The 12,999-nt window shown below is 69.8% G+C and carries 14 protein-coding genes; 5 read left to right on the plus strand and 9 right to left on the minus strand.

What is annotated here, in order from left to right; translation table 11 throughout:
- Positions 1-28: 28 nt before the first annotated feature.
- A complete protein-coding gene (gene pyk / locus NX794_RS33530; protein ID WP_258783451.1) occupies positions 29-1,456 on the plus strand; it encodes a pyruvate kinase in 1,428 nt (475 codons plus the stop codon).
- Between the two features lie 88 nt (positions 1,457-1,544).
- On the opposite strand, the gene NX794_RS33535 is transcribed toward pyk, so the two are convergent.
- The 4 genes from NX794_RS33535 to NX794_RS33550 form a co-directional block, all read right to left on the minus strand.
- Positions 1,545-2,924 carry a hypothetical protein gene (locus NX794_RS33535; RefSeq protein ID WP_258783452.1) on the minus strand — a complete coding sequence of 460 codons (1,380 nt, stop codon included), beginning with the start codon at positions 2,922-2,924 and terminating at the stop codon, positions 1,545-1,547.
- Positions 2,914-3,471 carry a DUF6114 domain-containing protein gene (locus NX794_RS33540; RefSeq protein ID WP_258783453.1) on the minus strand — a complete coding sequence of 186 codons (558 nt, stop codon included), beginning with the start codon at positions 3,469-3,471 and terminating at the stop codon, positions 2,914-2,916. Before NX794_RS33540 ends, NX794_RS33535 begins: the two co-directional genes overlap by 11 nt.
- A 116-nt stretch (positions 3,472-3,587) precedes the next feature.
- The gene (locus NX794_RS33545; protein ID WP_258783454.1) at positions 3,588-4,238 is read right to left on the minus strand and encodes a DUF6230 family protein; all 651 of its coding nucleotides are present in this window, start codon (positions 4,236-4,238) and stop codon (positions 3,588-3,590) included.
- Between the two features lie 624 nt (positions 4,239-4,862).
- Positions 4,863-5,834 carry a tetratricopeptide repeat protein gene (locus tag NX794_RS33550; protein WP_258783455.1) on the minus strand — a complete coding sequence of 324 codons (972 nt, stop codon included), beginning with the start codon at positions 5,832-5,834 and terminating at the stop codon, positions 4,863-4,865.
- A gap of 209 nt (positions 5,835-6,043) precedes the next feature.
- Between NX794_RS33550 and NX794_RS33555 the strand changes: the two genes are divergently transcribed.
- On the plus strand, positions 6,044-6,676 hold the full coding sequence (locus NX794_RS33555) for a TetR/AcrR family transcriptional regulator (protein ID WP_258783456.1): 633 nt from the start codon (positions 6,044-6,046) through the stop codon (positions 6,674-6,676).
- A gap of 606 nt (positions 6,677-7,282) precedes the next feature.
- Here the strand turns inward: NX794_RS33555 and icmA are convergent.
- The 5 genes from icmA to NX794_RS33580 all read right to left on the minus strand — a co-directional run bounded on the left by icmA (position 7,283) and on the right by NX794_RS33580 (position 10,715).
- Positions 7,283-8,983, minus strand: coding sequence for a coenzyme B12-dependent isobutyryl-CoA mutase large subunit (icmA, locus tag NX794_RS33560; RefSeq protein ID WP_258783457.1), 1,701 nt, complete (start codon positions 8,981-8,983; stop codon positions 7,283-7,285).
- Between the two features lie 75 nt (positions 8,984-9,058).
- Positions 9,059-9,397 (minus strand): DUF3817 domain-containing protein, encoded by a 339-nt coding sequence (locus NX794_RS33565; RefSeq protein WP_258783458.1) that lies wholly within the window; start codon positions 9,395-9,397, stop codon positions 9,059-9,061.
- Between the two features lie 57 nt (positions 9,398-9,454).
- On the minus strand, positions 9,455-9,964 hold the full coding sequence (locus NX794_RS33570) for a MarR family winged helix-turn-helix transcriptional regulator (RefSeq protein ID WP_258783459.1): 510 nt from the start codon (positions 9,962-9,964) through the stop codon (positions 9,455-9,457).
- Positions 9,965-10,068: 104 nt separating this feature from the next.
- Positions 10,069-10,368, minus strand: coding sequence for an MTH1187 family thiamine-binding protein (locus NX794_RS33575; protein ID WP_258783460.1), 300 nt, complete (start codon positions 10,366-10,368; stop codon positions 10,069-10,071).
- Positions 10,365-10,715, minus strand: coding sequence for a DUF3817 domain-containing protein (locus NX794_RS33580; protein WP_258783461.1), 351 nt, complete (start codon positions 10,713-10,715; stop codon positions 10,365-10,367). Before NX794_RS33580 ends, NX794_RS33575 begins: the two co-directional genes overlap by 4 nt.
- A 182-nt stretch (positions 10,716-10,897) precedes the next feature.
- Here NX794_RS33580 and NX794_RS33585 point away from each other — a divergent pair, with 182 nt between their 5' ends.
- The 3 genes from NX794_RS33585 to NX794_RS33595 are packed head-to-tail and all read left to right on the plus strand — an operon-like array spanning position 10,898 to position 12,985.
- Positions 10,898-11,530, plus strand: coding sequence for an AIM24 family protein (locus NX794_RS33585; RefSeq protein ID WP_258783479.1), 633 nt, complete (start codon positions 10,898-10,900; stop codon positions 11,528-11,530).
- Position 11,531: 1 nt separating this feature from the next.
- Positions 11,532-12,182 carry an AIM24 family protein gene (locus tag NX794_RS33590; RefSeq protein ID WP_258783462.1) on the plus strand — a complete coding sequence of 217 codons (651 nt, stop codon included), beginning with the start codon at positions 11,532-11,534 and terminating at the stop codon, positions 12,180-12,182.
- A complete protein-coding gene (locus NX794_RS33595; RefSeq protein WP_258783463.1) occupies positions 12,179-12,985 on the plus strand; it encodes an AIM24 family protein in 807 nt (268 codons plus the stop codon). The genes NX794_RS33590 and NX794_RS33595 overlap by 4 nt, the downstream gene beginning before the upstream one ends.
- Positions 12,986-12,999: the final 14 nt, after the last annotated feature.

The following is a 12,999-nucleotide window of genomic DNA, read 5'->3' on the forward strand; positions in this document are numbered from 1 at the left end:
TAGCGAAACAAACCGATAGGATCGCCCTATGCGCCGTTCGAAAATCGTCTGTACTCTCGGCCCCGCGGTCGACTCCCACGAGATGCTCGTCGCCATGATCGAGGCGGGCATGAACGTGGCCCGTTTCAACTTCAGCCACGGCACCCACGCCGAGCACCAGGCGCGGTACGACCGCGTCCGGGCCGCCGCCAAGGAGACCGGCCGGGCCATCGGCGTCCTCGCCGACCTCCAGGGCCCGAAGATCCGCCTGGAGACCTTCGCGGAGGGTCCGGTCGAGCTGGAGCGCGGTGACGAGTTCGTCATCACGACCGAGGACGTGCCGGGCGACAAGCAGATCTGCGGTACGACGTACAAGGGACTGCCGGGCGACGTCTCGCGCGGCGACCAGGTCCTGATCAACGACGGCAACGTCGAGCTGCGGGTCGTGGACGTCGAGGGCCCCCGGGTGAAGACGATCGTGATCGAGGGCGGTGTCGTCTCCGACCACAAGGGCATCAACCTGCCCGGCGCGGCCGTCAACGTGCCCGCGCTGAGCGAGAAGGACGTCGAGGACCTGCGCTTCGCCCTCCGCATGGGCTGCGACATGGTCGCCCTGTCCTTCGTCCGCGACGCCAAGGACGTCAACGACGTCCACAAGGTCATGGACGAGGAGGGGCGCCGCGTCCCGGTCATCGCCAAGGTGGAGAAGCCGCAGGCGGTGGAGAACATGGCGGACGTCGTCGCGGCGTTCGACGCCGTCATGGTGGCCCGGGGCGACCTGGCCGTCGAGTACCCGCTCGAAAAGGTCCCGATGGTGCAGAAGCGCCTGATCGAGCTGTGCCGGCGCAACGCCAAGCCGGTGATCGTGGCGACCCAGATGATGGAGTCGATGATCACCAACTCCCGGCCGACCCGCGCCGAGGCCTCCGACGTGGCCAACGCGATCCTGGACGGCGCGGACGCGGTCATGCTCTCCGCCGAGTCCTCGGTGGGCGCCTACCCGGTCGAGACCGTCAAGACCATGTCGAAGATCGTCACGGCGGCCGAGCAGGAGTTGCTCGCCAAGGGCCTCCAGCCGCTGGTGCCGGGCAAGAAGCCGCGCACGCAGGGCGGTTCGGTGGCCCGTGCCGCCGCCGAGATCGCCGACTTCCTCGGCGGCAAGGGCCTGATCGCCTTCACCAAGTCCGGCGACACCGCCCGCCGGCTGTCCCGCTACCGCGCGGCCCAGCCGATCCTGGCCTTCACCACCGACGAGGGCACCCGCAACCAGCTCACCCTGAGCTGGGGCGTGGAGTCGCACGTCGTGCCGTTCGTCAACACCACGGACGAGATGGTCGACATGGTGGACCAGGAACTGGCCAAGCTGAACCGCTTCAACACCGGCGACACGGTCATCATCACCGCCGGCTCGCCTCCCGGCGTGCCGGGCACCACGAACATGGTGCGGGTGCACCACCTGGGCGGCGAAACCGGCTGACCCATCCTGTACGACACCGAGGGCGCCCCCTGTTGCGCAGGGGGCGCCCTCGGCGTGTGCGGCTCCCGAAAAGTTCAGGGCAGGCCGGTCAGTCGGTCGTGTACACGTGCATGCCGGGGATGGTCAGATTGCCGCCGAACTGGGCGGCCTGGACCACCTTGACGTTGGTGAAGTAGATCAGCGGGATGTTCAGCGGGGGCGGGCTGTCGGGGCTGAACGTCACCGGGATCAGGCCGAAGAGGTTGCCCGAGATGCTCTCGGTGTACATCACCGTGTCGCCGCCGGTGATCTTGGACGAGGAGCCCTTGGATGCCTGGACATGGTACGTCTTGCCGGCCTGCTTGTCCTTCACCGTCTGGTGCAGGTCCCCGATGTCGGTGCCGCCGGAGATGACGTACTTCAGCACCTTCTTGGTGGTGCCGCCGGCCGTCTTCACCTCGACGACGCCCTGGTAGTCGGCAGCCTTGAGCAGCAGCGAGCTGGCGTTCAGGTACCAGGGGTCGTCCGCGACCAGCACCTTGTTGTCGACGCCACCCTCGGCGTCCGTGGCCTTCGGGCAGTCCTTGGCGGCATCGGACTCGCTCGCGGAGGGAGTAGGAGACGGGGACGAGGTCGCGGAGGCGGTGGCGTCGTCTGCCGTCTTGCTGGCGTCGTCCGTGGTCTTCTTCGCCGTGTCGGTGGTGTTCTTCGCCGTGTCGGTGGTGTTCTTCACCGTGTCCTCGACCGTCTTGCCGGCCTTGGACGCGGTGTCCTTCACGGGGTCGGAAGCCTTGGAACCGGACGACGCGGTGTTGTCGTCAGCCGACGCGGACGCGGTCGGCGTCGGCGTCGTGGAGGTGTCCGAGTGCTTCTTGCCACCGGTGAGAATGTCGCCGATCGTGTCGCCGATGGTGTCCAGCAGGCCACCGGAGCTCCTCGACGGGGACGGGCTGGGCGTGGATTCGGAAGAGCCGGACCCGGCGGACGGGGAGGGCTTGGGCGTGACCTCGTCGTCGGAACCTGAATCCGACGGGGAGGGCTGGTCCGAGTCCCCGGAGCCCTTCGTATCCTGCTTCCCGCTCTTGTCGTCCTTCTCGGCCGTTTCCGCCTTCTCGGTCCCCTCGGAAGGCGTGGCGGTCTCCGACGTGCTCTCGGAGGCGGACGGCGACGGCGAGTCCGAGGGGTCCTTGTCGTCCTTTCCGTCCTTGGAGTCGTCCAGCGCCTTGACGCAGTCCTTGTACTCGTCGGCCGTCAGGCTCTTGGCCGAGGTCGTCGGTGACGGGGTGCCGCTGTTGTCGGCGAGGGCGAGTGTGGATGTGAAGCCCATGCCCACGATGACGGCCGTCGGCATCGCCACGGAGGCTATCGCCTTGCCGGCCGGCATGTGGAACCTGGTGAACAGCGGCTTCCTGGGGGCCGCGTGGCGGGGCCCGGTTCTCGCGCGGGACCCGTTCACATCGGCCCCGCGGGTCACCTCGTCAGCCGGCACTGTGCCTCCCGTTCGCCCCGTTGGCCGGGCTCGTTCCTGACAGATCGTTCGACTCGATCGCCGGCTCCGTCCCCTGCGGCGGCAGCGGAGCGGTCCCGAAGTCGCCGCCCTCTCCAGGGCCGGCCACGGCCGCCGGCTCCGACTGCTCCGGCACACCCGGCGCCCAGGACACGGCCATCGCACCGCCGACGAGGGCGAACAGGAAGCCCACGACGAAGCCGCCGAAGTTGGACACGGGGAGGGACACCAGGCCCAGCAGGATCGCCGCGACACCCGCGAACACCCGTACGTGCTTCTGGAACCAGAGGCTGATGCCGAGGACGACGAGCAGCACTCCGATGATCAGCGATCCGGCTCCCGCGGTCGTCGACATCGCCAGGGTCAGATGACCGAGCTGGAGATGGGCGTACGGGAAGTACATGATCGGAAAGCCGCTGAGCAGGACGAACAGGCCGGCCCAGAACGGTCGGGTCCCCCGCCAGGCCCGGAACTGCGACCTCCGGTGGGTGAACTGACCGGGTGCGGCGGCAGGAGTCTCGGCGCTCATGGAAAACAGCTCCCTGGTGCGGCGTTGCTGTGGTGGTGATGCGAGCCGCGCGTGGCGACGCGGCCGGTATGTGGACAGGCGGGGGCGCCGAGGCTCCCCCGCCTGTCAGCGAGTGCCTAGTAGCACTCCTTGTCGGGGCCGGAACCCTTGACCAGCGACATGTGCAGGCCGCTGAGCTTGAAGGTTCCGGCGGTGGTCGCCCACGCCGTCTGCTTCACATCGGTCAGGTCCGCGGACTCCGCCTGCTGTGCGAAGCCGTACGGGTTGGCCTGCTCGCTGCCGCCCTTCATACCCGGACCCTGGCTGGCGTCCTTGGCGGCAACACCGATGTCGATGTTGTTGAAGGTGGCGTCGGCGTTGAGATCCTCGACGTCGATGTACAGACGCTCCGCCTGGACCTGCTTGTCCTTGTCGGAGCTGTTGCCGGCTTCCAGCCGCAGCGTGATGTTGCCGAGGACCGGCACCGGGGTGACGACCGACTGGCACATCTTCTGGATCGTCGCCGTCTTGAACGAGGACACCGCGACCGGGTGGGTCGCCTTGTCGCCGGTCAGGGTGTAGCCCTGGTCGATCGCCCCGTACTGCGCGAAGCCGTTACCGTGGAGCGACTTCGCCGTCACCTTGAACGACTGACCCGACACGCTGAACGAAGCCGCGAGGGCACCCTGGGCCAGGGCGACGCCTATCGCTGCCGTAGCGGCGACGCTGGGCACCATGACCACAGCGAACCGCTTCCATCTGGTCCCGCCACGCACCTGGGACTCCATATTTCCTCCTTCTCGGACGTACATCTCCTGTTCCCGGTCTGGCCCCAGACGGCGGCTCAGCCGGGCAGGGATGGGAGAAGTGCTACGTCCTCGGGAAGGAGAGCGCCCGTACTCGGAGGCGCTGTCCGCGCCCGAATCACCGGCGATCACCCCCGAGCGACAACCACTGGTCGCGCCTGACGCACATCACGCACAACCTTGCTGGACAGGCTTCGCCGGCCGGCGAAGACCCCCCTGTCCCAGGACCGGCGCCACTGCCGCCGGTCCTGCTCGGTGGGGACCCAGAGTCTCCCGCGACCCGGCCGGCTGCCGGGGTGTGGGAATGGACCGAGCGTCGCCGATCGTGGTGCATTCTCGGCCCGGGCACAAGGGGGTTCGTTACTGGCTAGTAACGGCCGGATAACCGGAGGACGACCGGCCGGTCTCGGAGGGCGACCCTCGGTCGCATTTCAGGCCAGAGCAAAGCCGTTGATCCCTGGACGAAACCAGACAGATCAACGGCTTTGACTTACTCGGAGTAACAGCGGTCTCGATTACCAAGTTTTGGTAAAGCGAGGCGGCTCTGACGGGTTTGTCGGCCAACTTTTCACCTCGGCACCGCGAGCCGAGGCCGTCAGCGACTGGTCAGAACAGAGCGCGGGCAAGCGCCCGTCGCGCCACCACCACGCGCGGGTCCTCGGGGCCCACGACCTCGAACAGCTCCAGCAGCCGGCGCCGTACCGCGTCCCGGTCGTCGCCCGCCGTGCGGCGCACCGTCTCGATCAACCGGCCGAAGGCGTCCTCGACATGACCGCCCACCAGGTCCAGGTCGGCGGCGGCGATCTGGGCGTCCGCGTCGGCCGGCTTCTCGGCGGCCTCCCGGCGGACCTGCTGCGGGTCGAAGCCCTGCACCCGCTGGAGCAACTCGGCCTGCGCGAGGCCCAGCTTGGCCTCCGGGTGGGCCGGGTCGTCGGCGAGAACGTTCTGGTACGCGCGGACAGCGCCGCCGAGGTCACCGGCGTCCAGCGCCTGGGCGGCGGCGTTCAGCGCCGCGTCGTACGGGCCCTCGGCCAGGCCGGCGTCGGGGGCACCGCCCGGCTCGGCGTCCGGGTCGACGGTGAGACCGGTCAGGCCGAAGCGCTGCTCGGCGACCTGTACCAGCTGGTCGAGCGTCTGCCGGATCTCCTCCTCGCCGGTGACGCCCTGGAACAGCGGCAGCGCCTGCCCGGCGACGACGGCGAAGACGGCCGGGATGCCCTGCACGCCGAACTGCTGCATCAGCATCTGGTTGGCGTCGACGTCGATCTTGGCGAGCAGGATGCGTCCGCCGTACTCGACGGCAAGCCGCTCCAGGACCGGGCTCAGCTGCTTGCAGGGCTGACACCACTCGGCCCAGAAGTCGATGACGACGGGCACTTCGGCGGACCGCTGGAGGACGTCCCGCTCGAATCCGGCCTCATCGACATCGATGACGAGATCGGCCGGGGAGACGGCCCCCGTCCCGCCCTGCCGGGCGGTTTCGGCGCGCGTCTGTTCGGCCTTGGCCTTGGCCTCCTGGGCCGCCTTGACCGCGGCGAGGTCGACGACGCCGCTCATGGACATGTTCCGTGGCTGCATGCGTCTATCCTCCCCCGTTCCCGCCTCTGAAGGAAAAAAGTGGTCCGAGTCGGCGCCGGGTCCCCACCCACGCCGTGCCGGTCGCCCGCGTACGTCCGGCGCGGGCTTTCGCTACGACCCGTAGCGTAATGCCATCGGGGGCCCGCGCGACACCACTGCCCGGTGATCTCCCTCACGGCACCACAGGACCCGGCGGTTATGGTCATGGAATGCAGAGCCGCACCCCCGCCGGGGGCCGCACCCCCGCCGGGCGCACCGGACGCCCGCGCAGCGCCGCCGCAGACGCCGCGATCCTGGCCGCGACCCGGGAGGCGCTGGTGGAGCTGGGCTGGTCCGGGCTGACGCTGGGGGACGTGGCACTGCGGGCCGGGGTCGCGAAGACGACCGTCTACCGCCGCTGGCAGGGCAAGAGCGAGCTGGTGACCGACGCCCTCGCCACCCTCTTCGACGAACTGGTCCTGCCGGACCGGGGCAGCCTGCGCGCCGATATCGAGGGCGTGGTGCTCCAGTTCGCGCGGCTGCTGGAGCAACCCGCCACCAAGACGGCCCTGATGGCGGTGGTGGCCGAGGCCACGCATGACGAGGCGCTGCGCGGGCGGATCCGCGAGAAGATCGTCGGCCGACAGAAGCGGCTGGTGGTCGAGGGCCGCAGGCGCGCCCAGCAGCGCGGCGAGATCCCGGACGACAGCACGGACCCGGGACCGCAGATCGACCTCATCTTCGACGTGATCGCCGGCGCGGTCGTGCACCGGACCCTGGTCTCCTGCGAGCCGGTGGACACCGACTGGGCCGCCCGCTTCACGACGGTACTGCTGGACGGCCTGGCGGTGGCGGGGGGTTGACGGGCGGGCGGAGTCCCGTCGGGCTTCTCGTCCGCGGGGCGGCATCGGCGCACCGGCCCACGGACGCCCCGTAACCGGAAGCCGGACGGCCGGCAACGACTCGGCGCGAGAGCCCGACCGGCGCGACCGAGGCCCGGCGAGTCGCCGCCGGACCCCGACGCGACCCGCCGTCACAACCCGCTGACCCTCCCCCCCCACCGGCCAGGGCCACGACAGCACTTGCGGGAGCGGCCGCGCACCGGTACGAGAGCGAGAGTCCGACCGCTCCAGCCATGGCCCGGCGTCGTCGCCCCCGGACCCCGACGCGACCCACCCTCAGAACCCACCGACCCTGCCCGCCCCCCACCAGTTAGGACAACGACGCCGCCAGCAGGAACCGCCGCGCACCGGTACGAGAGCGGGAGTCCGACCGCTCCGCCCATGGCCCGACGTCGCCGTCCCCGGACCACGACGCGACCCACCCTCAGAACCCACCGACCCTGCCCCCCACCAGCCAGGACAACGACGGCGCCAGCGGGAGCCGCCGTGCATCGGTACGGGAGCGGGAGTCCGGCCGGTCCGGCCGTGGCCCGGCGTCGTCGTCCCGGGCCACGGCGCGACCCGTCGTCAGAACCCGGCCGGCTCCGTGTACACGCCCCACTCGTCGCGCAGCACCCCGCAGATCTCGCCGAGTGTGGCCTCCGCGCGGACCGCGTCCAGCATCGGGCCGATCATGTTGGAGCCGTCCCGCGCGGCGGCGAGCATGCCGTCGAGGGCGGTGCGCACCGTCTGATCGTCCCGGGCGGTCCTGCGGCCGGCCAGCGCCCGCACCTGCTCGCGCTCCACCTCGTGGCTGACCCGGAGGATCTCCAGGTCGCCGGTGACCGAGCCGGTGGCGACGTTGACGCCGACGACCCGCTTGTCGCCCTTCTCCAGACCCTGCTGGTACCGGAAGGCCGACTCGGCGATCTCGCCGGTGAACCAGCCGTCCTCGATGCCGCGCAGGATGCCGGAGGTGATGGGGCCGATGGGGTGCTGCCCGTCCGGGTGCGCCCTGAGGCCCCGCTCCCGGATCTGCTCGAAGATCTTCTCCGCGTCGGCCTCGATCCGGTCCGTCAGCTGCTCGACGTACCAGGAACCGCCCAGCGGGTCGGCGACGTTGGCGACGCCGGTCTCCTCCATCAGCACCTGCTGGGTGCGCAGCGCGATCTCGGCGGCCTGCTCGCTGGGCAGCGCCAGGGTCTCGTCCAGGGCGTTGGTGTGCAGCGAGTTGGTGCCGCCGAGCACGGCCGCGAGGGCCTCGACGGCGGTGCGGACCACGTTGTTGTACGGCTGCTGCGCGGTGAGCGAGACGCCGGCGGTCTGGGTGTGGAAGCGCAGCCACTGCGCCTTGTCGCTCGTGGCGCCGTACACCTCCCGCATCCAGCGGGCCCAGATGCGGCGGGCGGCGCGGAACTTGGCGATCTCCTCGAAGAAGTCGACGTGCGCGTCGAAGAAGAAGGACAGGCCCGGCGCGAAGACGTCCACGTCGAGGCCGCGGCTGAGCCCCAGCTCGACGTACCCGAAGCCGTCCGCCAGCGTGTACGCCAGCTCCTGCGCGGCCGTCGCCCCGGCCTCGCGGATGTGGTAGCCGGAGACGGACAGCGGCTTGTAGGCGGGGATGCCGGCGGCGCAGTACTCCATCAGGTCGCCGATCAGGCGCAGGTGCGGCTCGGGCTGGAAGAGCCACTCCTTCTGCGCGATGTACTCCTTGAAGATGTCGGTCTGGAGGGTGCCGTTGAGGACCGACGGGTCGACGCCCTGCCGCTCGGCGGCGACCAGGTACATGCAGAAGACGGGTACGGCGGGCCCGCTGATGGTCATGGAGGTGGTGACGTCGCCGAGCGGGATGTCCTTGAACAGGACCTCCATGTCGGCGGCCGAGTCGATGGCGACGCCGCAGTGCCCGACCTCGCCGAGGGAGCGCGGGTCGTCGGAGTCGCGGCCCATCAGCGTCGGCATGTCGAAGGCGACGGAGAGGCCCCCGCCGCCGGCAGCGAGGATCATCTTGTACCGCTCGTTGGTCTGCTCGGCGTTGCCGAACCCGGCGAACTGGCGGATGGTCCAGGTACGCCCGCGGTAGCCGGTCGGATGCAGGCCGCGGGTGAAGGGGTACTCCCCCGGCCAGCCGATCCGCTCGAATCCCTTGTACGTGTCGCCCGCGCGGGGCCCGTACACCGGCTCCACGGGGTCCCCAGAGAGCGTGGTGAAGTCAGCGTCGCGCTTCCGCGCGGCGTCGTACCGGGCCTGCCAGCGTCGGCGGCCCTCCTCGATGGCGTGAGCGTCCATACCCTCGAATTTACTTGGACGTCCTAGTAAATGTCGATGGCAGACCGCCGTACGGGTCGGTACGGCGGTGAAGCGTTACACCTTGGCGACGGCCGGGGTCTGGTCGGCGACCCTGGCCTCCAGCTCGTGGCTGATCTTCCGCTCGACGAAGAAGGCGGCCGTGGGGATCGTGCCGGCGATCAGCACCCACAGCTGCTTGCCGACCGGCCACTTCGCCTTGGAGCCCAGGTCGAAGGCGAAGACCAGGTAGACGACGTACAGCCAGCCGTGGGCGATGGCGACGACCTTGGTGAACGCGTCCGCGCCGGCCAGGTTCAGCCCGTACTTCGCGATCATGCTCAGGCACAGCAGCACCAGCAGGACACCGGTGGTGTAGGCCATGACGCGGTAGCGGGTCAGCACGCTTTTCTTCATGCGGTCGAGCGTAACCACCCGTTCCGGGAGATCTTGGCCCGGGTCGGCCCCGGCCGGTCAGGCCTCGTCGAAGTCCCGTGCCGCCACCCGCAGCGGCCGGAGCATCGCGAAGATCTCCTGGCATTCCTCGGCGTCGTACGCGCCGAGGCCGAAGTCCATGGCCATGAGGTCGCCGGTGGCGGCCTCGACCACCTCGCGGCCCTTGGCGGTGATCACCGCGAGGGTGCCGCGGCCGTCGTTCGGGTTGGGGCGCTTGGCCACCAGGCCCGACCTGACCAGGCGGTCCACGGTGTTGGTCACGGAGGTGGGATGGACCATCAGCCGTTCGCCGATCTTGGACATGGGCAGCTCGCCGGACTTGGAGAAGGTGAGCAGCACCAGGGCCTCGTAGCGGGCGAACGTCAGCCCGTACGGCTTGACCACCGCGTCCACCTCGGCGAGCAGGATCTGCTGGGCCCGCATGATCGAGGTGATCGCGGACATGGACGGCACGCTGCCCCAGCGCTGCTTCCAGAGTTCGTCGGCGCGGGCGATGGGGTCGAACGAGAGGCTGAGTGGCTTCGGCACGTCATCAGACCCTACCGGCCGGTCATATGCCGGGCAGCCCCGTCTCGCCTTTCGGTCGCCCGGGCCGCCCGCGCGAGCCCGCGGCAGCACAGCACGCCCAGGGGCTACGGCCGCTGCCCCAGATGCCGTTCGACCGTCTCCACCTTGGAGGTGAGTCCGTCGGTGACACCGGGGCGGATGTCCGCCTTCAGTACGAGCGAGACCCGGGGAGCGCGCTCCTCGACGACGGCGACGGCACGCCGGACGACGTCCATCACCTCGTCCCACTCGCCCTCGACCGAGGTGAACATGGCGTCGGTGCGGTTCGGCAGCCCCGACTCGCGGACGACGCGCACGGCGTCGGCGACGTACTCGCCGACGTCCTCGCCGACGCCCAGCGGGGTCACGGAGAAGGCGACGATCACGCGTTCACGACCCCTTCCTTGCGGGCGCGGGCGGCGATGACCGCGTCCTCGGACTCGCGGCGCAGCGCGCGCTCGATGATGAAGCCGCCGCCGGGGATGATCGAGTACGCGAAGTACAGGGCGGCCTTCCCGAAGTTCCACCTGGCGCGGTTCCAGGCGTCCGCCCAGAAGATCACGTAGAGGACGAACAGCACGCCGTGGATGGGGCCCAGCACGGGCGCGGCGTTGAAGCCGTCGGCGACCGTGTACTTGATGACGGTGCAGACCGCCAGGACGATCCAGGAGATGCCTTCCGGCACGGAGATCAGTCGGAGGCGGCGGATGGCGGAGGCTGTCTTGAGGTCCACTGGTCACCTTCGGTGGGAGTTTCGACGCGGGGCGCGGGCACTCGGTGATCGGCTTTGTGAACGCGAGCACAAGCGCTCGGCCATTGTGGCAAACGATGCCCGTAGGGGTGCGCTCAGGGTCGCTCTCCACCCGTGGGCCCTGTTCCGTCCACCCTCGGGACCGCTACTTTCGCAGCGTGGCGATGTTCCGGCTCCAAGGGAGCAAGGTCCTCGCCGTCGACATGACCGGGGACGCCGTGAAGGCGAAGAACGGCTCGATGGTCGCGTACGACGGGCAGATGGCCTTCAAGAAGCTGAGCGGTGGCGGCGAGGGGCTGCGCGGGATGGTAACCCGGCGGCTCACGGGCGAGCAGATGACGGTGATGGAGGTGAGAGGCCAGGGCACGTGCTGGTTCGCGGACCGGGCCTCGGAGATCAACCTGGTCTCCCTGCGGGGTGACACGCTCCACGTCGAGTCCAGCAACCTGCTGGCGACCGACGCGGGGCTGCGCACGGGCACGACGTTCACGGGCCTGCGCGGCGCCTCGCAGGGCAACGGACTGTTCACGACGACCGTCGAGGGGCACGGCCAGGCGGCGATCCTGTCCGACGGGCCGGCGGTGGTGCTGCGGGTCAGTCCGCAGTACCCGCTGACCGTGGACCCGGGGGCGTACATCGCCCACCAGGGGAGCGTGCGGCAGTCCTTCCAGTCCGGTGTGACGTTCCGCACGCTGCTCGGCGAGGGCGGCGGCGAGGCTTTCCAGATCCGTTTCGAGGGTGACGGACTGGTGTACGTGCAGCCGAGCGAGCGGAACACGATCGCGGGGGAGGTGTGACATGGCCTTCCGGGAGATCAACTCCAAGATGGTCGAGGCGACCGTGGGGCCCGGGCAGCGGCTCTACAGCCAGCGCGGGGCGATGCTCGCCTACCGGGGCGAGGTGTCCTTCACGCCGAACGTGCAGGGCGGTCAGGGCGGGCTGATGTCCATGCTGGGGCGCCGGGTGGCCGGGGAGGCGACACCGCTGATGTCGGTCGAGGGCAGCGGCACCGTCTTCTTCGGGCACGGCGGGCACCATGTGCAGGTCATCACCCTTTCCGGCGACACGCTGTACGTCGAGGCGGACCGGCTGCTCGCCTTCGAGGGCACCCTGCGGCAGGGCACGATGTTCATGGGCTCGCAGGGCGGGGTGATGGGCCTGGTCCGGGGCCAGGTCACGGGGCAGGGGCTGTTCACCACCACGCTCCAGGGGCAGGGCGCGGTCGCCGTGATGGCGCACGGCGGCGTCTTCGAGATCCCGGTCACCCCGCAGCGCCCGGTGCACGTCGACCCCCAGGCCTACGTCGCCCACCACGGCGAGCTCCGCAACAAACTGTCGACGGCACTCGGCTGGCGGGACATGGTGGGCCGGGGTTCCGGCGAGGCCTTCCAGCTGGAGCTGAGCGGCAGCGGCACGGTGTACGTCCAGGCCTCGGAGGAGAAGCTGTGAGCGCGTACGGAGCCCCGGGCGGCCCGGTGGTGCACGACCCGACGACCCTGCCGGCCGACGACAACGTGAACGCGTACACGTTCTGTGTCGAACTGAAGGGCGGCCAGTGGTTCCTCCAGAAGGGGAAGATGATCGCCTACTACGGGGCGATCGAGTTCAACGGCGTCGGGCACGGCCGGCTCGACCGACTTGTCCGTACCGCGTTCCATTCGCCACTGCACGCGAGCGACTGGGTCGTGGCGGCGGGCTCCGGCAAGATGCTGCTGGCAGACCGGGCCTTCGACGTCAACTCGTATGACCTGGACGACGGGAACCTGACCATTCGCGCGGGCAACCTGCTCGCTTTTCAGCCAACTCTCGCACTCAAACAATCGATCGTGCCGGGTTTTCTGACCCTGATCGGAACCGGGAAGTTCGTGGCCGCGTCCAACGGTCCGGTGGTGTTCCTGGAACCCCCGATCCGGGTTGACCCGCAGGCCCTCGTCGGGTGGGCCGACTGCCCCTCCCCGTGCCATCACTACGACCACGGGTACCTGACGGGTGTACTGGGCGGTCTACGTGCGATGACAGGCCTCGGCGGGGCTTCCGGCGAGGAGCACCAGTTCGAGTTCGTGGGCGCCGGGACGGTCCTGCTGCAGTCGTCGGAGGCCCTCATGGCCGAGGTGGCGACGGGTGCGGTTCCGCCCGAGGTGGGGGTGCCGGGCGGTGGCGGAACGGGTCCGGTCGGACACGGTCCGCAATCGTCGGGCGCACCGCGTCTTCCCGGACAGCTGGGGGACCTCCAGCGTCGCTTCGGGCTGTGAGCGGTAGTCTGCGG

The organism is Streptomyces pyxinicus, assembly GCF_024753135.1.
Lineage (GTDB): Bacteria > Actinomycetota > Actinomycetes > Streptomycetales > Streptomycetaceae > Streptomyces > Streptomyces pyxinicus.